Origin of the sequence: Acinetobacter sp. UBA991 (assembly GCF_002292065.1) — a bacterium.
Taxonomy (GTDB): Bacteria; Pseudomonadota; Gammaproteobacteria; order Pseudomonadales; family Moraxellaceae; genus Acinetobacter; species Acinetobacter higginsii.
In genome coordinates, this window is the sequence record NZ_DBBF01000017.1 from 1 (window position 1) to 25,444 (window position 25,444).

21 protein-coding genes are annotated in these 25,444 nt (G+C 42.6%); 18 read left to right on the forward strand and 3 right to left on the reverse strand.

The annotated features are described in order from the left end of the window. Together B2727_RS06975 and B2727_RS06980 are read left to right on the forward strand one after the other, a co-directional pair. A partial coding sequence (locus tag B2727_RS06975) for a beta strand repeat-containing protein (RefSeq protein WP_291348648.1) occupies window positions 1–2,635 on the forward strand: 2,635 nt, incomplete at its 5' end. 171 nt (window positions 2,636–2,806) lie between these two features. Further along, window positions 2,807–4,174 (forward strand): PQQ-dependent sugar dehydrogenase, encoded by a 1,368-nt coding sequence (locus tag B2727_RS06980; protein WP_033133200.1) that lies wholly within the window; start codon window positions 2,807–2,809, stop codon window positions 4,172–4,174. Window positions 4,175–4,532: 358 nt separating this feature from the next. Here B2727_RS06980 and B2727_RS06985 read toward each other — a convergent pair whose 3' ends face one another. Both B2727_RS06985 and B2727_RS06990 read right to left on the reverse strand, forming a co-directional pair. Beyond that, window positions 4,533–4,892, reverse strand: a complete 360-nt coding sequence (locus B2727_RS06985) for a hypothetical protein (protein WP_004805381.1) — start codon at window positions 4,890–4,892, stop codon at window positions 4,533–4,535. Between the two features lie 367 nt (window positions 4,893–5,259). Next, entirely contained in the window at window positions 5,260–5,652 is a 393-nt protein-coding gene (locus B2727_RS06990; RefSeq protein ID WP_004805383.1) for a hypothetical protein, read from the reverse strand. A 371-nt stretch (window positions 5,653–6,023) separates the two neighbouring features. Between B2727_RS06990 and B2727_RS06995 the strand changes: the two genes are divergently transcribed. The 4 genes from B2727_RS06995 to B2727_RS07010 all read left to right on the forward strand — a co-directional run bounded on the left by B2727_RS06995 (window position 6,024) and on the right by B2727_RS07010 (window position 10,649). Next, entirely contained in the window at window positions 6,024–7,367 is a 1,344-nt protein-coding gene (locus tag B2727_RS06995) for a spinster family MFS transporter (protein WP_004805385.1), read from the forward strand. An 89-nt stretch (window positions 7,368–7,456) separates the two neighbouring features. Further along, entirely contained in the window at window positions 7,457–8,467 is a 1,011-nt protein-coding gene (locus B2727_RS07000) for an AraC family transcriptional regulator (protein ID WP_033133199.1), read from the forward strand. A gap of 84 nt (window positions 8,468–8,551) precedes the next feature. After that, the gene (locus B2727_RS07005; protein ID WP_033133198.1) at window positions 8,552–9,658 is read left to right on the forward strand and encodes an NAD/NADP-dependent octopine/nopaline dehydrogenase family protein; all 1,107 of its coding nucleotides are present in this window, start codon (window positions 8,552–8,554) and stop codon (window positions 9,656–9,658) included. 1 nt (window position 9,659) lies between these two features. Continuing rightward, window positions 9,660–10,649 (forward strand): 3-hydroxybutyryl-CoA dehydrogenase, encoded by a 990-nt coding sequence (locus B2727_RS07010; protein ID WP_033133197.1) that lies wholly within the window; start codon window positions 9,660–9,662, stop codon window positions 10,647–10,649. Between the two features lie 57 nt (window positions 10,650–10,706). Here the strand turns inward: B2727_RS07010 and B2727_RS07015 are convergent, their stop codons facing one another. Beyond that, window positions 10,707–11,174 (reverse strand): MarR family winged helix-turn-helix transcriptional regulator, encoded by a 468-nt coding sequence (locus B2727_RS07015; protein WP_033133204.1) that lies wholly within the window; start codon window positions 11,172–11,174, stop codon window positions 10,707–10,709. A gap of 148 nt (window positions 11,175–11,322) precedes the next feature. On the opposite strand from B2727_RS07015, the gene B2727_RS07020 reads away from it, so the two are divergent. The 12 genes from B2727_RS07020 (at window position 11,323) to B2727_RS07075 (ending at window position 25,425) form a co-directional block, all read left to right on the forward strand. Then, window positions 11,323–12,435, forward strand: coding sequence for an amidase (locus tag B2727_RS07020; protein ID WP_033133196.1), 1,113 nt, complete (start codon window positions 11,323–11,325; stop codon window positions 12,433–12,435). 18 nt (window positions 12,436–12,453) lie between these two features. Continuing rightward, the gene (locus tag B2727_RS07025) at window positions 12,454–13,620 is read left to right on the forward strand and encodes an acyl-CoA dehydrogenase family protein (RefSeq protein ID WP_033133195.1); all 1,167 of its coding nucleotides are present in this window, start codon (window positions 12,454–12,456) and stop codon (window positions 13,618–13,620) included. 41 nt (window positions 13,621–13,661) lie between these two features. Next, window positions 13,662–14,189: a nuclear transport factor 2 family protein gene (locus B2727_RS07030; protein ID WP_005321701.1), complete on the forward strand. Its 528-nt coding sequence runs from the start codon at window positions 13,662–13,664 to the stop codon at window positions 14,187–14,189. 30 nt (window positions 14,190–14,219) lie between these two features. Beyond that, complete coding sequence (locus B2727_RS07035) at window positions 14,220–15,497, forward strand: aromatic ring-hydroxylating oxygenase subunit alpha (protein ID WP_033133194.1); 1,278 nt, start codon at window positions 14,220–14,222, stop codon at window positions 15,495–15,497. A gap of 10 nt (window positions 15,498–15,507) precedes the next feature. Then, window positions 15,508–15,993 carry an aromatic-ring-hydroxylating dioxygenase subunit beta gene (locus B2727_RS07040; RefSeq protein WP_033133193.1) on the forward strand — a complete coding sequence of 162 codons (486 nt, stop codon included), beginning with the start codon at window positions 15,508–15,510 and terminating at the stop codon, window positions 15,991–15,993. Window positions 15,994–16,003: 10 nt separating this feature from the next. Further along, complete coding sequence (locus B2727_RS07045) at window positions 16,004–16,741, forward strand: SDR family NAD(P)-dependent oxidoreductase (RefSeq protein ID WP_033133192.1); 738 nt, start codon at window positions 16,004–16,006, stop codon at window positions 16,739–16,741. Window positions 16,742–16,775: 34 nt separating this feature from the next. Then, window positions 16,776–17,729, forward strand: coding sequence for a PDR/VanB family oxidoreductase (locus B2727_RS07050; protein WP_033133191.1), 954 nt, complete (start codon window positions 16,776–16,778; stop codon window positions 17,727–17,729). A 66-nt stretch (window positions 17,730–17,795) separates the two neighbouring features. Next, window positions 17,796–18,755: a p-hydroxyphenylacetate 3-hydroxylase reductase component gene (locus B2727_RS07055; RefSeq protein ID WP_171248647.1), complete on the forward strand. Its 960-nt coding sequence runs from the start codon at window positions 17,796–17,798 to the stop codon at window positions 18,753–18,755. A gap of 198 nt (window positions 18,756–18,953) precedes the next feature. Further along, the gene (gene feaR, locus B2727_RS07060) at window positions 18,954–19,871 is read left to right on the forward strand and encodes a transcriptional regulator FeaR (RefSeq protein WP_005205201.1); all 918 of its coding nucleotides are present in this window, start codon (window positions 18,954–18,956) and stop codon (window positions 19,869–19,871) included. Between the two features lie 203 nt (window positions 19,872–20,074). After that, the gene (gene tynA / locus B2727_RS07065; protein ID WP_162180571.1) at window positions 20,075–22,390 is read left to right on the forward strand and encodes a primary-amine oxidase; all 2,316 of its coding nucleotides are present in this window, start codon (window positions 20,075–20,077) and stop codon (window positions 22,388–22,390) included. An 83-nt stretch (window positions 22,391–22,473) separates the two neighbouring features. Next, complete coding sequence (locus tag B2727_RS07070) at window positions 22,474–23,751, forward strand: hypothetical protein (RefSeq protein ID WP_033133188.1); 1,278 nt, start codon at window positions 22,474–22,476, stop codon at window positions 23,749–23,751. Between the two features lie 66 nt (window positions 23,752–23,817). Beyond that, window positions 23,818–25,425: a GMC family oxidoreductase gene (locus B2727_RS07075; RefSeq protein WP_033133187.1), complete on the forward strand. Its 1,608-nt coding sequence runs from the start codon at window positions 23,818–23,820 to the stop codon at window positions 25,423–25,425. Window positions 25,426–25,444: the final 19 nt, after the last annotated feature.

Below are 25,444 nucleotides of genomic sequence, written 5' to 3' on the forward strand. Positions count from 1 at the left end.
AGCACAAACGGTGAATAATGTTCGTGGCGTGATTGAGCTTGGCAGTGATTTAAGCAGTGGTACCGTGAATGTGAGCGGTACCTTAGATGCATCAGCCCCAAATGGTGGTAATGGTGGGCAGATTAAAACTTCTGCGGCAGAGGTAAACATCAATTCTGGTACGAATATCACGACACAGCGAAATAGTACCAGCAGCTTACCGCCGACCACCAGTGGCTGGGAACTGAAAGCTAAAAATATCGATGTCGATTTCTTTGGTGGTAGTGTCAGCAGTACCACTTTGGGTGATGCTTTAAATAAAGGCAATGTCACTTTGAATGCGATGGGTACAGCAGAAGGTCAAGGCAATATTAATATCAATGACGCAACCAGTTGGAATGCCAATACTGCACTGACACTAACCGCAACTAAAGATATTAACTTTAATAGTGATTTGGACTTAAGTGGAGATAAAGCCAAGCTTGCCATGAACTATGGTGCAGGCTCGGATTACAACTTAAATAATGGTGCCAAGATTAATATTAGTGGTTCATCCCCGACGTTGTTGATCAATGGAAGTTCTTACATTGTGATCAATGACCTAGGCGAAGAAGGTGATGCCAATATCAATACCTTGCAGGGGATGAACAATAACCTGACTGGGAATTATGTCCTGGGAAGTAATATTGATGCATCAGATACGGTGAATTGGAATGATGGGAAAGGCTTTGATCCCATTGGTAGTTTTGGCATCATCGTTACGATATTGAATGATCCAAATAATCCAGGTGGAATAACTGCAACTCAAACAACGATTGATAAACCTTTTACAGGGGAGTTTCATGGACTTGGGCATACGGTTAATGGACTCTATATAAACAGGCCTAGTCCACTACTGTATGAAATTCCGACACAGCTACCAGCAATTTTTGATGCTTATTCAGTGGGTTTATTTGGTGCAACGACAAATACGCTGAGGGATGTTGGAACGATTGAAGGAATGGTAAGCGGTACTAGTAATGTGGGGAGCTTGATCGGGTTCCAAAAATCTGGTGTCGTAAAGCATGCTTTTAGTTCCAATGCAGTGCAAGGAACCTCAGGAATAGGTGGACTCATCGGTGTAAGTGGCTACCGAGATGAAAATCATCAACAAAGCACAGCTTCTATTTTGAACTCTTATGCGACGGGTGAAATTACCCTGTTAAGTCTCCCTGATCCGCTTATTGGAACCAATGCTGGTGGATTGGTCGGTAAAAGCTATAGTTTAATTAAAGAGAGTTATGCGACGGGAAATATTCATTCAGAACAAAGCAACTCCTCAACAGTTGGTGGACTGGTTGGGCAGCAAATAAATAATGACATTATTCAGAGTTATGCAACAGGCAATATTTCTGGAAACATTGACAGCTTAGGCGGTCTAGTGGGTTCGTTATTATTTTCTCAAGGAAATACCAAAATTTTGCAAAGTAATGCCACAGGAAACTTGAATGGAAAATCTGCGGTCGGTGGCTTAGTAGGTTCGATTGGTCTTGAGGCTGTTTACAATAATCCGACGCGTGATATCAATGCGATTGCTTCCATTGAGGACAGCTTTGCCGCAGGTAAAGTAACAGCTACTGATGATAGCTATCTGTCATCAGCAGGAGGGTTAATTGCTTCAGTTAATGGTGTTGTCAAAGTTAAAAATAGTTACTCTACTGGAGAGGTGATTGGGACATCTAAAACTGGAGGTCTCGTTGGTTCAATCAGTAATAGTTTCCCAAGTTTGCAGAATAAGACTGAAATTGAAAATAGCTATGCAACAGGGAAAGTCACTGGAACTGAGTATACAGGCGGTTTGGTCGGCTTTAATTTATCTGAAAGTATTATCAAAAATAGCTCTGCTCAAGGCGATGTTCAGGGAACAAACAGTGTAGGTGGTTTAGTTGGATTTAATGCCACAGAAATTTTGAATAGTTCAGCTCAGGGGCATGTCACTGGGGAAAAAGATGTGGGTGGTTTAGTCGGGAAAAATTTACAGGGGGTAAACAATAGCTTTGCGACAGGCAATGTAACTGGAACCGAGAATGTTGGTGGCCTCGTCGGCTATAATGAAAAGTGGGCAAATGCTGAAGAGGGTGTAATTTTTCGTAGTTATGCCACTGGTTCGATTAACGGAAGTACCAGCGTCGGTGGTTTAATTGGTCTGAATCATTTAGGGCTTGTGTCCTCAAGTTATGCCACTGGTGATGTGAAGGGCTATCAATATACGGGTGGATTAGTTGGGAATACGCAAGGAGGGCATCTTCTCAATACCTATGCTTTGGGTAATGTTATTGGGCAAAACTCTACTGGTGGATTACTTGGAGGTAGAACAACGAATTACTTACCAAAAGTTGAAAATAGCTTTTCTGCTGGTTCTGTCAGTGGCGTAACGAATACAGGCGGACTGATTGGCAATACCAATGGAATCACGATTGATGTAAATAGCTATTGGAATAAAGAGACCTCCGGACAAAGCCAAAGTGCTGGAGGATATGGAAAAACCACGGCTGAACTGCAACAAATTCAGACTTTTGCAGGTTGGGATATTGCTGATGTTTCAGATCCAAATTCAACCTCGACGTGGGTAATTGATGAAAATAATAGCACCCCACGGTTGCGTTATAATCACTAATATTCAAAACAAGAATACATAGATAAAACAAGAGGTTTCGGCCTCTTGTTTTGATGAATTGTTAATTTAAACGATGATTTAATCTGAATACTCATCGATTAAACACGTTGTATTCCAATGCTGCATCGGATTATGCTTTTGATAATGAAAAAATAAAACATAAGGTAAGCGATGTCGACTCAACTAAAATGGTTCATGTTCGGAACCAGTATTGTTCTCGTACTTGCAGGCTGTAGCGCCGCATCTAAATATCCGATTTCAGCAAGTTATGACCCTCAACCCGTATTGCCCAAACCTCAATCGAGTTTAGTGCCTACTGTTAATATTGCTCCTGCTAAAGGTTGGCCGAAGGGAATGATGCCGACGCCAGCAGAAGGTTTAAAAGTTCAGGCATACGCGCAAGGGCTAGACCATCCAAGATGGCTCTATGTATTACCAAATGGTGATGTGTTGGTAGCTGAAACCGATGCACCACCTAAGCCAGATGATAGCAAAGGGATTCGTGGAAAAATTGCGAAAAAGGTGATGCAACGTGCAGGGGCATCTTTTCCAAGTGCCAATCGTATTCGTTTACTGCGTGATACCAATGGCGATGGGATTGCTGATAAAAATACGGTTTTCCTCGAAAACTTAAATTCGCCGTTTGGTATGACTTTGGTGGGGAATACACTTTATGTCGCCAATACGGATGCCTTGATGCGTTTTCCTTATCAGGATGGTGCGACAAAAATTACGGCGCAGGGAACGAAAGTTTTGGAACTACCCGCAGGAAAACTCAATCATCATTGGACGAAGAATGTGATTGCAAATCCAGAGGGTACCAAACTATATCTCTCTGTTGGGTCGAATAGTAATGTGGCTGAGAATGGACTGGATAAGGAAGTTGGTCGAGCGCAGATTTTAGAGTTTGATATTGCCACTGGCAAAGCCAGACCTTTTGCGACAGGACTGCGGAATCCGAATGGAATGGGTTGGCAACCACAAGGTGGTCAGCTCTGGACGGTCGTAAATGAGCGTGATGAGTTAGGTAGTGATTTAGTGCCTGACTATATGACCTCAGTCAAAGACGGGGCATTTTATGGTTGGCCCTATAGCTATTACGGTCAGCACGTCGATACGCGAGTAAAACCACAAAATCCTGAGATGGTGGCCCGTGCACTTAAACCTGATTATGCTTTGGGAAATCATACTGCATCTTTAGGATTGGCCTTTTATGCAACGGAATTAATGCCACAGTATCGAGGTGGCGCATTCATTGGTCAGCATGGTTCATGGAATCGTAAACCGCATAGTGGTTATAAAGTGATTTTTGTGCCGTTTAGAAGTGGTCAGCCGTATGGGCAACCACAAGATGTATTGACTGGCTTCTTAAATGACAAAGGTGAGGCATATGGAAGACCTGTTGGCGTTGCGATTGATTTTTCTGGTGCACTTTTAGTGGCTGATGATGTTGGGGATGTGATTTGGCGTGTATCGCCTATCGCTCAAACCACGTACGAAAGTCCCATGCAAGAGCCTAAAAGCAGTCATTTAAAATAGTAAATGTTTAAAATAAAAATATGCTTAAAGCTTTAGTTTGAAGCTGGGTGTTGAAAGTCTTAGATAGACAGTTATGTATTGTTTTTGTGATTAGTTATGCATTTTTATTGTATTTGGTGATATAAATAACGAATTCGCGATAAGCTTCTCTGTGGAATGTCTATATCGTAATCTCATTCTCTTCCCCAAGGGTTTGAGATTTTTTTTGTTTGAAAAATATAGATCAATTATATTTAGACATGAAATGGAGGTTGTAAAACAGCCGATCAGCCTTATTGAACAAGGATTTGATTTAGATGCATTTGGAGAACTGATTTAAAATCTGTTCCCCAATTGATTTGGAATAATAAATGGGGGCTTATTTCTTTTGTTTAAAACGATATTTGCACTTTAAGCAACGATAATCCTGAAAAATATTCTTATCGACCATCACACCCGCTTTTTTTCCAAAAATATTACCAACGACGCCCCCCGTAACACCTGCACTGATTGCACCGACAAAAGTGCCTACCGTACCACCGACAATCACACCAAGAGGTCCAGCAACCGTACCAATTGCTGCACCTATGGATGCACCACCTGCAGCACCACCGACTGTACCCGCAGTCGTACCTGCGGCCGTCAGTAATACACCGCCCGTAGTTCTCAATAATTTGTCATGATTACGTGTTTCAATTTCAGTCGAACCACATTTAGGGCATTCGATAGGTTTTTCCATAAAACGATTTATCCTGTATTTCTTTATTGAGTCGCACAGTCGATTTTGCTCAATAACATGAGTGAGTCAATATCATACTTTGGAAGAAGATATGTTCTGATGAGAGAAATCAGCGACATCACTTTTTCAGTTTTGATTTTAGCGGAACAATGGCATAAGTATTTATGGTTCATGTAAATACTTGTACTTTAATAATTATCCAGATATCGAAGTCAGGATATCAGGGCAGAGCAGCATTTGCTGCGCACCTGATTCATTGATTTTAAGCTAAGGGTTAAACTTGAAGGGAGAGCATTGTTATAGTCGATTTTAGATCTGTTTGGTATGTAAAAACTCTTGTTTTTACAAGAATTTTTACATGATTTATTTAGGCTAAAAATGTTTCTTGCAAATAGCTCCAGACCATTTTTCCGTTAATTTCTTCAATTAAAGCGCATGAGCGTCGAATTAAAATACCTGTGTCTTTGGTGTGCTTTTCGGTATAGGTCAGAACAATTGCATCTTGTTTTTGCATTAAGACTTGCTCGTCATAGATTTCAATTTTGATATCAGGCATTTTCCCTTGATTGTTGCTAAATAAGCCTTTGACATCTTCAAGTGAAAAACGTTTTCCTGCTGCACCGACCATTTCAAAATGATCAGCAAAATAATTAATCAGTAGGGGAAGGTCTTGTTCAGCATGTTTTCCATTAAAAATTTTCTCAATCAGGACATGCATGCTATGAATGCTTTCGATTGCTTGTTCTTTGATAAGTGCCATATTCATTTCCATTGAAAATCGAGTATCTCGCTTTATTTTAAACCAAAAATAAATGTAAAATTCAATATAATTTTAAAATAAAATAAGCATCAGTATTTTTCACGATTCAGGAAACTTTGATGCAATATTTTAAAAATTATATTATATCAAACATTTAAACCATAAGTAATCATTTAGCCAAACGTTTAAGTCGCCAAGATCGCAAAAAAGGTATAACTTTATACCTGAAATATTATGGAAAATTCCATGTAAAAATAATAAATATAGAGAAGGATGATTTACCTTATTGAGGACAGAGCAGAAACGGATTCTGGTCATATTGTCTCCAATAAGAAGACGCATTAGAAAAATGGCATGGACAAGGAAGCAAAATGGATACGCAATCTACTGAGCCGAAACAAGCTCAATCAAATCTCTATGCATGGTATGTGGTATTACTGTGCATGTTGGCTTATATCTTCTCATTTATTGATCGGCAAATACTGGCGCTGATGATCGAGCCAATTAAGGCTGATCTCGGGCTTTCAGATACTCAATTCAGTTTATTACACGGTTTAGCCTTTTCTCTGTTTTATGCCTTTATGGGTCTACCCTTGGCATATCTGGCAGATCGTTTCTCCCGTCCGAAAATTATTGCCATCGGGGTGGTCTTTTGGAGTATTGCAACGGCATTTTGTGGGCTAAGTAAAAACTTTCTGCAACTATTTTTGAGTCGTATGGGCGTTGGTGTCGGTGAGGCCGCTTTGTCTCCAGCAGCCTATTCAATGTTTAGCGATATGTTTAGCAAGGATAAGCTTGGACGCGCTGTCGCCGTTTATTCGATTGGCTCTTTTGTCGGTGGCGGGATTGCTTTTCTGGTCGGTGGCTATGTGATTGGCTTGCTCAAAAATATGGATACCATCATGGTACCTGTTTTTGGTGCGCTTAAGGCATGGCAAGCGGCATTTATTATAGTTGGTTTGCCTGGTGTCTTTATCGGTTTACTGGTGTTGTTGACGGTGAGAGAGCCGCAACGTAAAGGTCAGCGCCTAAATGCGCAGGGGCAAGTAGAAAAAACCAGTATGAAGGATGCATTCAAGTTTATTAAAAAGCATGGTCGTACCTTCAAATGTCACTATTTAGGTTTTACTTTTTATGCAATGGCCTTGTATTGCCTGATCAGCTGGTCACCTGCGTTCTATATGCGCAAGTTTGGTCTCACGCCGACTGAAGCGGGCTATATGTTGGGCAGCGTGTTATTGGTGGCGAATATCTTAGGTGTATTTTGTGCCGGTTGGCTGAACGACTGGTTTATTCAAAAAGGTCGTAAAGATGCACCGATGATTACTGGCGTGATTGGGATTGTGGGTTTGATCATTCCGATGATGGTGTTTACGCAAGTGAATGAGTTATGGTTATCCGTGGTGTTCTTAGTGCCTGCAATGTTTTTTGCTTCATTCCCGATGCCGATTTCAACGACTGCTATGCAAATGTTGGCACCGAATCAGTTACGCGCACAAATCTCAGCGGTGTTTTTATTGATCAGTAATCTGGTTGCGGTTGGGATTGGGACGACATTGGTGGCTTTGATTACCGATAAAGTTTTTGAGAATCCACTCATGGTCGGGATGTCCCTGTCGATCGTGGGTACGATTTCCTGTGTATTGGCCTTTATCTTATTGAAAAAAGGCTGTCAGGCATTTAGTGACAGTATGCAGCAGGAACATGGATCTTGATTTGATGTTGCACTGAGGATGTCGCAGGCCCATTCTTCGTAATGGGCTTTGTGCTTTGTCCGTGGAATCTTTAGCAAGGGAGTGAAGTGATGCAATCATCTTTTAAGCTGGATCATTTGCATTATCTGGATGAATTTTTATTATTTAAATCTGATGATTATCAAACCATTAAAGATCAAATCAGCTATTACCTATGCCCGCATCGTTTTGATGTCGAAGTACGAGAACCTCTAAATACGCGTTTGAATGGCTTTAGCTTTGGTAATGGCGCGCTGTACGATCTGAAATATAGTGCGCCAGTCATGATTAACATTGAGGATAGTGCTGACTTTTATTTATTTAGAATCACGCTGGAAGGACAATGTGAGCTCAAATTTGATCGGCAGCAGATCGTGCAATCTGCAGGAATCATGTCGGTCACCCATCCGCATACCCGACAGCAGATCATCACCAATCAGCATTGCCGTAATATTATTTTAAAATTGGCGCAACAGGATATCGAAACTCAATTATTCAACATGTTGGGATGTCGTAGCCAAGAACCATTACGCTTTAATTCCTCTTTGTCCTGTAGTTTAGAAGGGATCGATGCGATTATTGAAACACTGAATTATCTGTGTCATGCCTATTATAATATTCGCAACTGGAGCTTTATTTCAGCCAGTTTTAGCCAGTATTTGATCGAGCTGATTTTGCTTAAAATCCCGAATAATTATACCGAACGGTTGAATGCTCAACGGCAACAACTGCTGCCAAGCTATATGAAAAGAGCACAGCAATACATTCAGGAACATGTACAACTGACCATTTCATTAGCTGATTTAAGCCAGTATTGCGATGTGTCGATACGAACCTTGCAAAAAGGTTTTAGTCAGTATTTACAGCAAAGCCCAGTGGAATATATCCGTGAGCAGCGCTTGGAACGGGTGCATTTGGCTTTACAACAAGCACCATCTCATGAAACTGTCACCGATATTTTACTGGATCATGGCATCCAAAGTTTTGGGCATTTTTCCAGCCTATATAAAAAACGTTATGGCTGCTTGCCTTCGCATACTTTAAAAAAAGATGCCGTGCCAGTTCTTCAAATGCGTGCGTAAATGGAATATTCACTGCGCATTTGGATAAGCCATTAAGCTGTGGTCGTTCTATGCTGAATGACAAATCAATCAGCAGGAGCGCACATGAAAATTACAGTACTCGGTGGCGGACACGGATGTTATGCAGCAGCGGTAGAGATGGCAGAAAAAGGCCACGATGTAGTGTTATGGCGTCGTGACCATGAAGCCTTGCAACAGTTGGCTGCTACAGGTGAGCTTAAAATCAAAGATTATCAGGGTGAGCGCATAGTGAGTGTTGGCTTTGAAAACAGCCAGATTAATCTCTCGAATTATTTAGAAAAAGCCATTCGGCATGCCCAGTTGATTATTATTCCTTTACCCGCAACCACGCATCTGGATTTGGCTCAGCAGGCCGCGCCTTTCTTTCAAGCGGGTCAGGTGGTGTATTTACCGCCTGCAACCTTCGGTAGCTTTGTCTTTGCCAAAGCCATGCGCGAAGCAGGTAACACAGCTCAAGTGGCTTTTGCCGAAACAGGCACACTGCCTTATCTGGTGCGTAAGCATGGGGTCAATCAGATCGTGATAAGTGGCTATGCGACCCGTTTACCAACGGGGGTATTCCCAAGCAGCTTGTCCGAGCATGCATTTCAAATTTTAAAACAGGCGTATCCAAGTGTCGAGCCGATTGAGGACAGTTTAAGTGGTGCATTAATGAATGCGGGACCGATTATTCATCCACCGTTGATTTTGATGAATGCGGGACCACTCGAACATTTTGAGGCCTGGGATATTCATAATGAAGGGACACAACCATCGATTCGCCGTGTCACCAATCAGCTTGACGCAGAGCGTATGCGTGTAAGGGAAGCATTGGGCTATGCTGCACCGCATTTTCCATTGGCTGATCACTACAATAAAGACGGTGAGGGTGATGAATGGATGTATGGCCGTGGAGCACATGGCAAATTAACCGATAGTGGAGACTGGCGTGAGGATATCGACTTACAGACCCATCGTTATATGTTGGAAGATACGCGTCTAGGATTATCCTTTCTGGTTTCGGTCGGGCGTTGGGCAGGTGTCGCGACACCTGTGGCAGAAGGGCTACTGAATATTGCTTCTGCGGTGACAGGCAAGGATTTGTATCAGGACGGACGGACGTTTGAGAACCTAGGGCTTGCCGATAAAAGCAAGGCTGAGTTGCAAGTGACTTTGCAGCAAGGAGTCTAAGATGAATCCAATTCAACAAGTTACGGTACTGGGTGCTGGTCGTATGGGTAAAGCCATTGCGCTTGCCTTTGCCTATGCTGGGTTAAACGTGGCTTTAGTCGATACCCGACAACGCAAGGAGGCTGAGTTTGAGCAATATCAGGCTCAGGTCCAAACCGACTTCAAACAAGAATTGCAATTGCTGGAAAGTATCCAGTTTATTCAATCTGAACAAAGCATCTTTATTCTGGATCAGATTAAGATTTTAAGTCGTGCGGCTTCAATATCAGTCTTAGCACACTGTGATCTGGTTATGGAAGCTGTACCTGAGCTCAGGCAAGCCAAAGAAGATATTTTTACTTGGCTTGATCAATATATTACACCGACTTGTATTGTTGCATCGACAACATCGACCTTTCTGGTCACTGATATTGCGCAGATGATTTCTCATCCAGAACGGGCGGTGAATGCGCATTGGCTCAATCCAGCCTATCTGATTCCGCTGGTTGAGTTAAGTCGTTCTGAGCAAACTTCAGATGAGGCAGTAAATACCTTGAAAAGCTTCTTACAGGCAATTGGCAAAGTTCCTGTGGTGTGTCATGCCAAAGCGGGTTATATCGTGCCACGGATTCAGGCCTTGGCAATGAATGAAGCGGCACGGATGGTAGAAGAAGGTGTGGCTTCCGCAGAAGATATTGATATCGCGATTCGGACTGGGTTTGGTTTACGTTTTTCGGTGTTGGGCTTGCTGGAATTTATTGACTGGGGTGGTGGCGATATTTTGTATTACGCTTCACAATATTTACAAAAGGAGCTAGGTGAACGTTATCGCACGCCTGAAATTATTGCCGAGAATATGCGACAGCAACGCAATGGCTTACGCGAGCAGCAGGGTTTTTATAATTATCAGCAGATCGATATTGCTGCTTATAAACAACGGGTTTTACAGACATTTTCAGATCGGATTACCGCAAATCAGCTTAAACCGCCGTTTAATATTTTAAATCAGTAATCAGCTTGGTCCACACTTTTGCCCATCTCTGCATAGACATGGGCTTTTGTCGTTGCTTTAGCTTGAGGGCATTAAATCAAACAGCTTTTTTAATTGACCATTCAACTGATGCAGTTCAGCATCATCAAAGGCATTCAGAATCCCAGATAGGGTGACTTGACTGATCTGGTTAATTTGTTCAACCATTTCTTTACCTTTCTCGGTCAGTTTCACCATGGAGATACGTTCATCCGATTCGGATGAAAACACCTGCACAATATCATCTTCAACTAAGCGATAAACGGCTTTGGTTGCCGTGGTTAGCTTGAGGGTAGAGAGGTTGGCAATCTCGGTAATACTGGCTTGTTCAAGCGCATTGGTGCTTAAAATAATTTTACGACGTGTATTGTCGATACCTAGTTTTTTAATTGATTTTTCAATAAGTTGTGTGTATTTACCATTCACTTGAGAGATCCAGAAAAAAGGATAGCTCTGTAAGCTGCTCGGTTCATTGTTGGGTAGAAATTGTTCTAAATGAGTAAGCATAGCCAAGTCATTACTTTTATAAAAATGGACATTCAGCATTATACAAAAATTAGAAACATTTTCTTTGTTCTTAATCATGAAAAATACTTGACAATTACATTACTTTTTCCGATATTTGTGATAAGTATAAAAATACATGGAAAAGTGAATGAATATTATTGTACAAGAGGTACAAAAAGGAGCAGGTGCTTTGAAAGTCATGGTGAAAGATTCCATTGATATTCAAGGTATACAGACCATGGCAGGCAGCAAAGCCTTAATGCGCAGCCAACCTGCAAGTACAAACGCAGAAGTGGTAAACCGTATTCTCGCAGCGGATTGCCAAATTACAGCAAAGACCAATCTGCATGAACTGGCGTTTGGGATCACAGGGATTAACCATCACTTTGGTACGGCACTTAATCCAAAATATCCTGAATTGATTCCGGGTGGATCATCTAGCGGTTCTGCGGCTGCGGTTGCAGCTGGTCTGGCAGATTTCACCTTAGGCACCGATACAGGCGGTTCGATTCGTATGCCCGCAGCATGTTGTGGGGTTTACGGTTTAAAACCGACCTTTGGCCGTGTCAGCCGTGCAGGTGTACATCCAGCAACAAGTTCATTGGATTGCGTTGGCCCTTTTGCAAATTCAGTCAAGATGATTGAAACCGCAATGCAAATCATTGATCCCACTTTCCATCAACATACTGAATTGACTCAGGTACCGAAACTGGCATGGCTCAATGTCGTTGCTGATTCAGTCGTCATTGAGACGATCCAGCAATATCTGACCCAAGCCAATCTGACAGTATCAGATGTGACTTTGAAAGGCTTTGAAGCTGCTTTTAATGCAGGGATGCAGATCATCAATTATGAAAATTGGCAAGCCTACGGTGAGTTGACTCAAACAGGCTTGCTGGGTGCTGACGTCAATGCTCGTTTACTCAAAGCAGCCGACACCACATTGGCCCAAGTCAAACAGGCGGAGCAGGTGAAAGCTGATTTTACCGCCGAGCTTGATGCCTTACTGACTCAATACGATGCCTTGATCTTACCGACCTTACCACAGCTTCCACCTAAAGTTGCTGATGCTGAAAATACCGTAGCTTTTTTAAACCTCACGGGATTGGTTCGACCTTTTAATCTTTCTGGACACCCTGCGATTTCAATCCCACTGCAAACCAGTGAAGGATTACCTGTGGGCTTACAAATCGTGGCGAAACACAATGCCGATGAATATTTATGTGCTGTTGCGAAATATATCGTGAGTGCAGCGCAATAACCGAAAAGGAATGAGGGAATGAATAACTTATCGATAAAGGAATTTGTCATGGACACAACTACAACGGAATTAGAGCGCTTGTGTCAAGAAATTCGTGAACGTGCCTGCACAGGGGAGTTCGATAATCAGGCCTATGTCAGTCAGGACATCATCGACAAACTAAAACAGATTGGTGTTTACCGTGCTTTGGTTCCAAAACGTTTTGGCGGAAATGAATGGTCTCCAAAACAGTTTTGTGAATTGATCGAACAACTCTCCAAAGCTGATGGCTCAGTTGGTTGGGTCGCAAGTTTTGGTATGAGTCCTGCCTATTTGGGCAGTTTGCCAGAAGCAACGCTTGAGCAGTTGTATAAAGATAGCCCTGATATTGTGTTTGCAGGTGGTATTTTCCCTCCACAACCCGCCGAGATTACCGATGCAGGCGTGGTGGTGAGTGGACGTTGGAAATTTTCCAGTGGCTGTATGGGCGCGGATATTGTCGGGGTCGGGATTTCGCCACAAAAAGACAACGAAGCCCAAGGTCTACCGCGCATGGCAGTGATGCCAGCCAATAAAGCTCAAATCGATATGACGTGGGACACGGTCGGTCTAAAAGGTACAGGCAGCCATGATTTGGTGGTAAAAGATGTGCTGGTTGCGAAGGAATGGACTTTTGTTCGTGGTGAACCGTCCAAGTTACCTGAGCCATTTTTTAAATATCCATCTTTATCTTTAGCCACTCAGGTCTTAACCGTGGTGGGGATTGGTGTTGCTGCCGCAGCGATCGAAGAATTTCAAAAACTGGCACCGGGCAAGTCTTCAATTACTGGTGGTGCGGAAATTGCCAGCCGACCTGTAACCCAATATGAATTTGCCCAAGTCGAAGCAGAGTTTAAGGCTGCACGTGTGTGGTTCTACGACACCATGCAGATTGTCTGGAATGAAGTGCTTGCAGGGCGTACGCCAACTGCAGAACAAATCAGTGACATGCGTTTGTCTTGTACCCATGTGGCACGTGTGTGTGCCCGTGTCACCCGCAAAATACAGATGCTGGCAGGGATGACCGCGATTTATACCCACAATCCATTTAGCCGCTTTGTGAATGACACCAATGTGGTGACGCAGCATGCCTTTATGGGAGATGCCACTTTACAGAATGCAGGTTTGGTCAGCTTCGGCATGAAGCCAGCACCTGGCTATTTATAAGCTTAATTTTATCAACCCGTGTGGCAACAAGGATGAGTGACATGAATGCGCCAATGGATATAACGGAACTGTTACAACGCCTGCAACAGCTTGAAGCCCAAAATGCGATCCGTAACTGCATTAACCGTTATATGGAAATTTGTGATGCCTTGAATGCCGATACCGACCTGAATGAATTGATGGATTTATTTGATCAGGACAGCATTTGGGAAGGCATAGGCGAAAAATATGCCGAGTCTTTTGGTCGCTATGCGTCATGGCAAGCCATTTATGACATGTTCAAAAGCTATACCCAAAAGCAGTCGCATTTTGTTATGAATGCGCATTTTGTCAGTTCAGAGCAAATGTATATCGAAGCGGATCAAGCCAATGCCAACTGGTTGATGTTGCAAACCTCAACCTTCCATGATGGTCGTAGCCATTTAAATGCCGCCAAACTCACGGTGCAGTTTAAACAGCAACACGATGGACGTTGGAAGATCAAACATTTTCAGACTGAAAATATTTTCAGTCGTCCTGTATCTCACTGGGACAGCACAGCCGCATTGCCAGTGCCGTCTCAGCAATAACCAATGGATAGACCGAAAAGGATAGTGGATATGAACAGTATTATTCCAATGCAGAATATTGAAATGGATTACAACGAGTTAGTTCAAAGTGATCGTGCCCATACCTCATTGTATAAGGACGAAAAAATCTTTGAAGATGAGATGGAAAAGATTTATTACAGCACTTGGGTGTGGGTAGCACATGCCAGCGAAATTCCAGATGGTGGTAGCTATAAGACCATCAATATTGGTAAGCAACCTGTGGTAGTGGTGCGGGATCGTAAGAAAAAAGTCCATGTACTGCTGAATCGTTGTCGTCATCGTGCTGCAACAGTGTGTGAACATAAAAAAGGTAAAACCAACAGTTTTGTTTGTCCATACCATGGATGGAGCTATGCGCTAGACGGTTCTTTACGTGGTGTACCTTCACCTGAAAGCTATGGCGAATGTTTAGATAAATCTGAGTTTCCATTGATTAGCCTGCGCGTTGAAGAATACAACGGCATGATTTTCGCGACATTTAAACAGGATATTGAACCTTTAGAAGATTTCTTGGGTGCTGCGAAAAAATGGATCGACTTGTTTATGAAACAAGGGGCTGGTTATCCAATCAAGGTCTTGGGTGAACATCGTTTCCGTTTTCCAGGTAACTGGAAAATCCAATTGGAAAATACGACCGATGCTTACCACTTTCCATTGGTGCACAAGTCATTTTTAAGTTCAGTCGATGAAAAAACCGAAGAACTGTTTAACTTTGAAAATCAGCCGGGTTATGTCGAAGACCTCGGTAATGGTCACAGTGTCATGGTGATGATTCCTGAACTGGTTGATCTGGATGAAGAATTAATGGAGCGTCCAATTCAGGAACGTTTTGAAGACTTGGCTCAAGCCTTGCGTGATGAAGGACATGAAGAACTGGAAGTGCGCCGTATTGTGCGTGCAGTGGGTGGTTCTGGATTTAACCTGAACCTGTTCCCGAACATTGCCTGCTCAATGGCGTTCTTCCGCGTGATGCAACCGATTTCTGTCAATGAAACAGAGATTCATCATTCCGTCATTACCATGGATGGCGGTCCACAAATTGCCAACCAGTATCGTTTACGTCTGCACGAACATTTCCAAGGTCCATTTGGCTTTGGTACGCCAGATGATTCGGAAGCATGGGAGCGTGTACAGCATGGTGCCAATGCGGGGAATGACCTGTGGATCATGCTGAATCGTGGCTTGTCAGGCGAAGTTAAAACTGAAGATGGCTTAAAGAGTGATGTCAGTGCTGAAACAGGGATGCGCGCTGCTTATCAGCAGTGGAAAAAGATGATGACGGCTTAAGGAGAGCGCCATGAAAATCGATTTAAATTTACTGAATGAAGTGACCGCTTTTATCTGGGCAGAAGCCGATATGCTGGACCATTCTGAGCATGATACTTGGTTGGACCTTTGGAATGAAAAAGGTGTGTATATCATCCCGATCGATCCAAAACTGACCGATTATGAAAATAATTTGAACTATGCCTATGACGACCATCATATGCGTAAGTTACGAGTACAGCGTCTGGAAAATGGTGAAGCGATTTCAACTGCACCTAAAGCCAATACCGTGCGTAGTGTTTCGCGTATCCGCATCGTCAAAGATCAAGAGGGCGAAATCATTTTGCGTTGTGCACAAAACCTGCGTGAATTCCGTAAAGAAAGCCTCAAACATTACACCGCTGATGTGACCTTCCATTTGGTTCGTGATGTGGAACAAGGCTTTAAGATCAATCGTAAAATTATCAACTTAGTTAACTCAACCGATACCTTGGCGGGTATCAGCTATATTCTCTAGGAGCGAAAAAATGAAACAGGTTGTTTTAGTCACAGGTGCCGCTTCGGGTCTAGGGAATGTCATTGCTGAGTATTTTGCAACACAGGGACATCAAGTAATTGTATCTGCCAGTACTTTAGAAAAGGCTGAGCAGGCTAAAGCTCGTAGCCCGTATGCAGAAAATATGTTTGCCTTAAAACTGGATATTTCAGTTGAAGCCGATTTCCATGCCGCAGTGCAATGGATTCAGCAGAAATTTTCGAAGCTGGATGTGCTGATTAACAATGCCACCATGACCAAGGCAACCCCAGTTTTAGAGATTAGCGCGGCGGATTTTGACATGATCACGCAAGTGAATCAGCGTGGCACGTTCCAGTCATGCCAGATCATTGGCAAATTTATGGCCGATCAAGGCTATGGCCGTATCGTCAATATGGCGTCTTTGGCTGGACAAAATGGTGGGACTGCGACGGGTGCACATTATGCCTCTACTAAAGGCGCAATCATTACCTTGACCAAAATCTTTGCCAAAGAGTTTGCCGCCAAAGGAGTGACCGTGAATGCAATTGCCCCAGGACCGATGGAGTCACCGATTGTGCATAGCGTGGTCTCAGACGAGAAAATGGCGCAGTTTATTCAAAATATCCCCGTTAAAGCTTTGGGCAGCATGGAATTTATTGCCGAAACCTGTGCGCTATTGGCCAGTCCAAGTGCTGCCTTTGTAACTGGGGCAACATGGGATATTAACGGTGGATTATTTATGCGTTAAGCCTTAGGCGAGATGCATATCAGGGAGAGAAATCATGACGATACTGTATAACGTGGTGGTAAAAAACCGTCATGTCGAAGGTGGGAATGTTGCAGTCATGGAGTTTGAATCTGCAAATTCGACCGTATTACCCAAAATTGAAGCAGGTGCGCATATTGATGTGCACCTTCCGAATGGCATGGTGCGTCAGTACTCATTGTGCCAGAACCCGAATGATGTCGGTAAGTTTCGACTCGGCATTCTACGTGATCCCGAATCACGTGGTGGTTCAGTATCGGCTTTTGATGATTTAAAAGATGGCATGCAGATTCAGGTCAGTGAACCGAAGAACCTGTTTCCTTTAGTGAAATCTAAACATGCGGTACTGGTGGGTGGGGGGATCGGGATTACCCCACTGATTACGATGGCTTATCAGTTGGCACAGGAAGGTACTTCTTTTGAACTGCATTACTGCGGCGCAAGCCCAGAACGCTGTGCTTTTGTCGATGAAATTAAACATGGCGTCTTGGCGCCTTTCACGACCTTTCATTTTAAATCGGAAGGAGCGAGCCACCGTGAGTTTTTTCAATCCGCCATTCAAGACATTGATCAAGATAGCCATATCTATACCTGTGGTCCGAATGGATTTATGGATTGGGTGATCAATTTAGCCCTGACACAGAATTTCCCTGAACAGCAGATTCATAAGGAATACTTTCAGGTTGAGGTTGAAACAGGCGGCGATGCATTTGAAGTTGTGGCACAGCAAAGCGGCAAGATTATTATGGTCAATGCAGAAGAAACCATTTTGCATGCCTTGGCGCGTGAAGGCATCGAGATAGAAATGTCATGTGAACAAGGCGTTTGCGGAACCTGTATGTGTGATGTGATCGAAGGAGAACCTGATCATCGTGACGTGTATTTTACCGATGAAGAAAAGGCCAGTAATGAACAGATTCTGGTGTGCTGCTCACGTTCTAAGTCAGCACGATTGGTACTGGATATTTAAGCGATTTAATCAGGATAAATCGCTATCCAATATCGGCCAGAAACAGGATAAAAGATTCAGGAGAGAATAATGAATTCACTAAAATCAATGGATGAAATCACAATAGATCCAATGCAGTTCAGACGTGCTTTGGGCAATTTTGCCACAGGTGTCACCATTGTGACTGCGCAAAATGAACAGGGTGAAAAGGTAGGCGTGACTGCCAATAGTTTTAATTCAGTGTCGCTAGATCCACCGCTGATTTTATGGAGTATTGATAAGAACTCATCCAGTTTTCCTGTGTTTGAGCAAGCCACTCATTTTGCAGTGAATATTTTATCGGGCTCGCAGATTGAATTATCGAATAAATTTTCACGTCGCAATATCGATAAGTATGAAGGCACCAGTTATCAGACGGGTTCGGGTCAAGCGCCCATTTTAGACCATTGTTCTGCGGTATTTGAATGTGAACGCCATGAGATTATTGAAGGTGGAGATCACTGGATTATTATTGGTAAAGTGGTGCGTTTCCGTGATGAAGGGCGTAGTCCATTGGTCTATCACCAAGGTGCTTATTCGGGTGTGATTCCACATCCGTTATTACAGTTAAAAGACTCAGTGGAAGCTGAAGATATCGGTGAAATGCATCAAGGGCATTTATATAGCAATGTCTGTTATTTGATGAGTCGGGCTTTTAAATTCTATCAAACTGATTATATTCCCAAGCAGCTAGTGACAGGATTCCGCACCAGTGAAGCACGTTTATTATTGGTACTGGGCAGTGGTACTGCGTCGAATAAAGCAGATTTGCCTCGTGATATTGCTATGCCGATGCGTGAAGTGGAGCAGGCAGCGACCATTCTGAAAAAAGATGGTTTGCTGATTGAGAGTGATGGCTTTTTCAAACTCACCGAAAAAGGTAAGAAAACTGCGCATTATCTATTTGATATCGCCGATAGCCATCAAAATGAGGTGTTTGAAAAATATTCTGATGAGCAAAAGGAGACCTTTATCACCATGCTGAGAGACTTTGCTGGTGTAGCATAAGCGGAGTGAAGCTGATAAATTGAGTTCCATTTATCAGCTTTGGACCGAGCTGATTCTAATCAAAAAAGAATTCCAAGGATGAGGAATTTTTGGCACGCAACTTGTTTATTGATCAAACATGATTGCATACAAGCCAAAACAGAGCACCAGCGCTAAAGAACAAACTTTAGCAATTGTGCAGCACAGGGGAGCGAAGGGATGAATCAATATGTGAGTGATGCACTGTTAATGTGGACACATCATATCAAGAATGTGTGCGGCAATTTTGAAACAGATTTTGATGGCACACGGAATTTATTTATTGGTGAAGTGCAATGTTTTTTACTGGGTGATACCGAGATTGCCTTTATTAAAAATAATGCCAATAAAATCGTCCGAAAGGCGGATGAAATCGATCGGGTCAATAATCGTTTCTGTTTTTTGATTTTGCAGAATTCGGGCAAGATGTTGCTGCAATATAAAAATGAAACTTTGACCTTAAATGAGGGTGATATTGTCTTGGTTGATCCCGTCGAAACCATTTCGATGTTTCCACAAGGTTTAGTCAGTCAAATTTCAGTGCATCTGTCACGGGAAAAGTTGCTGAAAGAGAATATTAGTTCTGAATATTTTGGTAAGTTGATCACCCAAAATATGAGTGGTTTTTTGCTTAAGAATATTTTGAAAAATATGTCGCCTGAAAATATCAAGCTTTGGTATGCATCGGAAGATGGCAATGCCTTTGAAGATGCGTTGATTGCTCTCATCAAACCAACCATTAATTATAAAAATATCAATAATAATCAGAATCATCTTTTGGAAAAAGCAGAGCGCTATATTATTGAAAATCTGACAAAACCTGATCTCTCTCCCAAGTTGATTGCCGCACATATCGGGGTATCGTTACGGCATTTGTATCGATTATTTGTGCAAGAAAATTTATCGATTAATAAATACATACAGATCAAACGACTCGAGAAGGTCAAAACAGATCTGCTGGATAAAAGAAACAAGCAGAGTTCGATCACTCAAATCGCGCTGAAATGGGGCTTTTGGGATGGTGCTCATTTTTCAAAGATCTTCAAAAAAACCTATGGCATCTCTCCGAAAGAATTTAGAGAAACGATGTTGGCTTAAACATTTTAGATGTCATTTTTAGACAAGTTCCGCGTCATTCTTGGACAAGCTAGACCCATGTAACTGTGTTGAAATTAAACCAATAAGGGAAGATTAAAGCGCTTCAATCGACTTGGAATATGAAGTTGATTTTAGCCGCTACACACAGAGCAAAGAGCATTTTAACGATCTGATACAGATCGCTCAGGGATAGATGAAAAAGGATCAACGTGATGCGTAAACAAAGATTATTCAAAGAGATACAAAAAATACTGGCGTTTAACCTATCCATCGCTGCGAGTTTGTGTGGTGTTCATAGCACGGCTTATGCGCATGGTGAGGCTGCCGAATTGGTGCCACTGTACCAAAACATGACTGAACAGGGTGCCAAAGTGGTCAAAGATGACTTCACGAATAGCTATACCATCTCCAAAGGTTCTATTGTGGTCAGAGCCAAACCCAATTCAGATCAGGTCTTGGTGAATGGAAAACCCTTAAAGCTGAGTGTTCCAGTATTAATCAAAGACGGTAAACCTGTTATTGGGAAAGATTTTTTCAATGAGGTGTTTCAGTCGGGTTTAGATCAAACCTTTAAAATTGAAAATACCTTTCATCCGCTCAATAGCTTAAATACAGATGAAATTAAAAAGACCTTTGACGTCATTAATCGCTCAAAGTATGCCTATAAAAATATGCGTTTTGCCGAGCTGAAGCTGAAAGAGCCAGAAAAGGCCAAAGTCTGGGATTTCTTTATCAATCATAAAGAATATCAAGATGATCGGGTGGCATCTTTCATTTTATTGAAAGGCAATCAGGCAATTGAAGGCGAAGTGAACCTGACGACGCAACAGGTTAGCAAATGGAATGTATTAAAAGACACGCATGGCATGGTGTTACTGGACAACTTTGAGACCGTACAGCGTGTGATTGAGGCCAGCAAAGAATATCAGGACGCTTTGCGTAAACGTGGTATCACCGATGTGAAGAAAGTGATTACCAATCCATTAACGGTGGGCTATTTTGGTGGGAAAGATGGCTTGGATAAACAGCTTAACGTCTTAAAAGTGGTGTCTTATCTGGATACGGGAGACGGTAACTATTGGGCGCATCCGATTGAAAACCTTGTCGCAGTAGTGGATTTAGACAAAGAAAAAATTATTAAAATTGAAGAAGGAGCAATGATTCCTGTACCGATGACAGACCGTCCTTACGCCACCAAGAATACCCAGCCACCGAAAATCAAACCGCTGAATATCAGTGAACCTGAAGGCAAGAACTTTACCATTACAGGACAAACCGTACATTGGGGGAATTGGTGTTTCCATGTCGCACTAGACTCTCGTGTTGGCCTGCAACTTTCAACCGTGACCTATAAAGATAAAGGTGTAAAACGCAAGGTCATGTATGAAGGTAATCTGGGCGGCATGGTGGTTCCTTATGGCGACCCAGATATGGGCTGGTACTTTAAATCTTATCTGGATTCAGGCGAGTATGGCATGGGAACCCTAACCTCAAATATTCAACTGGGTACCGATGCACCAGAAAATGCGGTGTTACTGGATGCCGTCATTGCCGACTATAAGGGCCAGCCGCAGATTATTCCGAATGCCATCGCCATTTTTGAGCGTTATGCAGGACCTGAGTATAAACACCAAGAAATTTTTGGTGATCAGGATGCTAGCGAAGCACGCCGTGAACTTGTGGTGCGCTGGATTAGTACGGTGGGTAACTACGATTATATGTTTGACTGGGTCTTTGCTCAAAATGGTGTGATTGGGATTAATGCAGGTGCGACAGGGATTGAAGCGGTGAAAGGCGTTAAAGCACGAACTATGCATGACAGTACCGCCAAAGAAGACACCAAATATGGCACCTTGATTGACCATAATATTGTCGGAACCACGCATCAACATATCTATAACTTCCGCTTAGATATGGATGTAGATGGAGAAAATAATAGCTTTATGCATATGGACCCTGTGGTGAAGGCCAATGACCGAGGTGGTGTTCGTACAAGTTCGATGCAAATTGACAGTAAAGTGATTAGCAATGAGCAAAACGCGGCTGAAAAATTTGATCCATCGACTATTCGTTTACTCACCAATTTCAACAAGGAAAATAAATTAGGCAATCCCGTTTCTTACCAATTGATTCCGTTTGCGGGCGGAACTCACCCAGTGGCGAAGGGTGCTAATTTTGCCCCGGATGAATGGCTATTTAAACGCCTTAACTTTATGGATAAACAAATTTGGGTGACACAATACAATCCAGATGAACGCTATCCAGAAGGGAAATATTCGAATCGTTCAACTCATGACACAGGTTTAGGTCAGTTTATTCAGAACAATGAAAATATTGAAAATAAAGACCTTGTGGTCTGGATGACCACAGGAACCACCCATGTGGCACGCGCTGAAGAATGGCCAATCATGCCGACGGAATGGGTTTATACCTTGATCAAACCTTGGAATTTCTTTGACAACACCCCAACGTTGAACTTGGGTGATGAACAGGAACATGCCCAACACGAGCATCACTAACAACGCAGATCAAGTTATATGGGTAATCCAAGATTACCCAAAACTGAGCGTTAAGTAGATAGCTGACAAAAAAGGAATTTTGTATGAAAACTTTAGTTTCTCAAGTCGTGAGAGGGACGCTGTTTGTCTCATGTTTTTCCACTGCATATGCAGGTGAGCTTGAAATTAAACCGATTTTTGAAGCCACTTTTGGTGCTTTTAGCAGTGCTAAAAGCTATAACGGTGAAAACATCGATGACCAACGGATCAATTGGCAAGAAGGCCACCTTAAATATGGTGCCAAAGGGCAACAAACATTTCAAAACCATCAGCTCTATGCCAGTTTAAGCGGAATCAGCTCAGCGACATGGGGCGATGGTGATGCTGGTCAAAATAGCAATGGTCAAGAACATAAAACCGATGTGAATGAATGGGTGATTGGTTTTAAAGATGGTACCCATAAAGATGAATTGACGACCTACAATTTCAGTATCGGTCGGCAAAATATCATGATCGGTGATGGTTTTTTTGTTGCGGGTGATGCCTTAAATCTGGGTAAAGCACCTGCGGATGGGGCACTCGATCGAGGTGGGGCCTATTATCTGGCAGCACGACGCAGCTTTGATTTTAGTAGCCTGCTTCAATACAAACCGCAACAGGATACAACGCTAAAACTGGCGTATTTAAAGTCGAATAACAAAGCACAATTTTCATCAGAACTGTTTGTGACGGATCTGATCTATCAACTTAAAGATAAAGGCATCGGCTTTACTTATTTAAATGTCTTGGACCTTGATGATGCCGAACACATTTCAGGACGTCAGGATCTTAAGAATTATGCCTTACGCTTGAACTATCAAGCCTTAGCTGAACTGCAACTGAAGTCTGAATGGGTCGTTCAGGATAAACAGGACAGCACGGAAAATGCGGGCTATCTGGGACTGAACTATAACTTCTTATCTACAAAATATACGCCGTCCCTAGGTTATCGTTTCAGCCATTTTTCCGATCAGTACGACCCCATGTTTTACGGCAATACGGTTGGATTTGGAACATGGTTTCAGGGAGAAGTCGCTGGAAACTATGCAGGGCCCTTCAATAAAAATGCCGATATTCACCAAGTTTCTTACAGTATTAATTTAAAAGAAAATTTTATGCTGGGTGCATTGGCTTATAAGTTTCAAACCGTAAATAAGTCATTTGCAAATGTGGATGGGCATGAGCTGGATGTGTTTTCAGTCTGGTCAGTCAATAACAATCTCACCGTTATTCCGCTGATCGGACTATATAAGCCAAAGCATGATATCCACAGTGGTGGCACTCAAAATTATGATGACAAAACCAATTTATATGCCCAGTTGATTCTGCAATACATCTATTAAATCAGTGCGAAGCAGACCGTATTTATTGGCGGTGCATTCATAGAAATAAAATGAGGGTGAAATCAGATGAATACACAATATGACTATATCGTGATTGGTGCTGGCTCGGCAGGCTGTGTTGTTGCAGCACGACTATTAGAAGCCAAGGCTGGGCGTGTTCTCGTTCTAGAGGCAGGAAGTCGAGATAGCAGTATGTTTCATACCATACCTGCAACCGTGATTAAAGTATTCCAGCAGAAATCATGGCAATACATGACCGTCCCACAAAAGTATTGTAATCAGCGAGAGATGATCCTTGCACAAGGCAAAGTGTTGGGAGGTGGAAGCTCGGTCAACGGGATGATCTATTGTCGAGGTCAACGTCAGGATTATGATTTATGGGCCTCGGAATGGGGATGTAATCAGTGGTCTTATCAACATGTACTGCCTTTTTTTAAAAAGGCAGAAAAAAATGAAAGTCTTGCTGATGAATATCACGGACAAGATGGCATTTTACCTGTCAGTGAAAACCGTTATCGGCATCCTTTGACGCTTGCTTGTATTAAAGCAGGTCAGCAAATGGGGATGAATTACGTCAATGATATGAATGGTTGGGATCAGGCGGGTGTAGGGTTTTATCAAACGACTACTCAAAACGGTTCTCGGGCGAGTACCTCAAAAACTTATTTAAAGTCAGTCGAAAACCACCCAGACCTTACAGTGATTACGTATGCTTTAGTCCATAAAATTGAAACTCAAGGTGATCAGGTGACTGGGGTGACTTATAGTGTTGGCGGAAAATCCCCCATTACTGTACAGGCTCAAAAAGAAGTCATTCTGAGTGCTGGTGCAATTGGCAGTCCTAAGGTTTTATTACTTTCGGGAATTGGTCCAAAACAGCATTTAGATGAACTCGGAATAGAATGTATACGTGACTTACCTGTAGGTGAGAATTTTCACGACCATTTGCATATGTCGGTTAATGCGACAGTAACAACCAATAATAGTTTGCTCGGTGAAGACCAAGGTTTAACTGCGGTACGACACTTTTTACAGTGGTGTTTTACACGTTCAGGATTGTTAACCACCAACATTCTAGAAGGTGGTGGTTTTATTGACACCAATAACAATGGTCGACCAGATGTGCAGTTCCATTTCCTGCCTGTCCTGGATAATTTTGATAATACCCCCGGTGAAAAAGGCACAGCTCAAGCACATGGACTGACCATTAAAGTCGGACATATCCAGCCAAAAGCGCGAGGCACTCTACGTTTAAGCAGTAAAGATCCGAATGCAATGCCGATCATTGATCCGAACTATTTAGGTCACCAAGACGATATTGAGGCCAATATCCGTGCGGTACAGGCTGGGCTGCGCTTATTACAACAACCTGCCTTAAAAGCCATTGTCCAAGACATTATTGAGCCTGCAAATATTGATCCTGAGAATGTTGCCGCGATTGATGCATGGATGCGCCAGAACATTAAAACGGTTTATCACCCTGCGGGCAGTTGCAAAATGGGCAATACACCAAAAGATTCAGTCACAGACCAGACGCTTAAAGTACATGGCTTCCAAAATTTACGCGTCATTGACTGTTCGATTTGCCCACAAGTTCCAAGCGGAAATACCAACGCAATTGCCATCATGATTGGTGAACGCGGTGCAGACTTTATTTTGAATCAAGTCGCTTAGTTGCTGTCATAACAAAATT

Bases quoted from the DNA above. Each gene is read 5' to 3' on its own strand.
- B2727_RS07025 (WP_033133195.1), top strand. From the start codon at position 12,454: ATGAATAACTTATCGATAAAGGAATTTGTCATGGACACAACTACAACG.
- B2727_RS07045 (WP_033133192.1), top strand. From the start codon at position 16,004: ATGAAACAGGTTGTTTTAGTCACAGGTGCCGCTTCGGGTCTAGGGAAT.
- B2727_RS07010 (WP_033133197.1), top strand. From the start codon at position 9,660: ATGAATCCAATTCAACAAGTTACGGTACTGGGTGCTGGTCGTATGGGT.
- B2727_RS07050 (WP_033133191.1), top strand. From the start codon at position 16,776: ATGACGATACTGTATAACGTGGTGGTAAAAAACCGTCATGTCGAAGGT.
- B2727_RS07035 (WP_033133194.1), top strand. From the start codon at position 14,220: ATGAACAGTATTATTCCAATGCAGAATATTGAAATGGATTACAACGAG.
- B2727_RS06980 (WP_033133200.1), top strand. From the start codon at position 2,807: ATGTCGACTCAACTAAAATGGTTCATGTTCGGAACCAGTATTGTTCTC.
- B2727_RS06990 (WP_004805383.1), bottom strand. From the start codon at position 5,652: ATGGCACTTATCAAAGAACAAGCAATCGAAAGCATTCATAGCATGCAT.
- B2727_RS07030 (WP_005321701.1), top strand. From the start codon at position 13,662: ATGAATGCGCCAATGGATATAACGGAACTGTTACAACGCCTGCAACAG.
- B2727_RS07020 (WP_033133196.1), top strand. From the start codon at position 11,323: ATGAATATTATTGTACAAGAGGTACAAAAAGGAGCAGGTGCTTTGAAA.
- B2727_RS07075 (WP_033133187.1), top strand. From the start codon at position 23,818: ATGAATACACAATATGACTATATCGTGATTGGTGCTGGCTCGGCAGGC.
- B2727_RS07070 (WP_033133188.1), top strand. From the start codon at position 22,474: ATGAAAACTTTAGTTTCTCAAGTCGTGAGAGGGACGCTGTTTGTCTCA.
- B2727_RS07015 (WP_033133204.1), bottom strand. From the start codon at position 11,174: ATGCTTACTCATTTAGAACAATTTCTACCCAACAATGAACCGAGCAGC.
- B2727_RS06995 (WP_004805385.1), top strand. From the start codon at position 6,024: ATGGATACGCAATCTACTGAGCCGAAACAAGCTCAATCAAATCTCTAT.
- B2727_RS06985 (WP_004805381.1), bottom strand. From the start codon at position 4,892: ATGGAAAAACCTATCGAATGCCCTAAATGTGGTTCGACTGAAATTGAA.
- B2727_RS07000 (WP_033133199.1), top strand. From the start codon at position 7,457: ATGCAATCATCTTTTAAGCTGGATCATTTGCATTATCTGGATGAATTT.
- feaR (WP_005205201.1), top strand. From the start codon at position 18,954: ATGAATCAATATGTGAGTGATGCACTGTTAATGTGGACACATCATATC.
- B2727_RS07040 (WP_033133193.1), top strand. From the start codon at position 15,508: ATGAAAATCGATTTAAATTTACTGAATGAAGTGACCGCTTTTATCTGG.
- B2727_RS07005 (WP_033133198.1), top strand. From the start codon at position 8,552: ATGAAAATTACAGTACTCGGTGGCGGACACGGATGTTATGCAGCAGCG.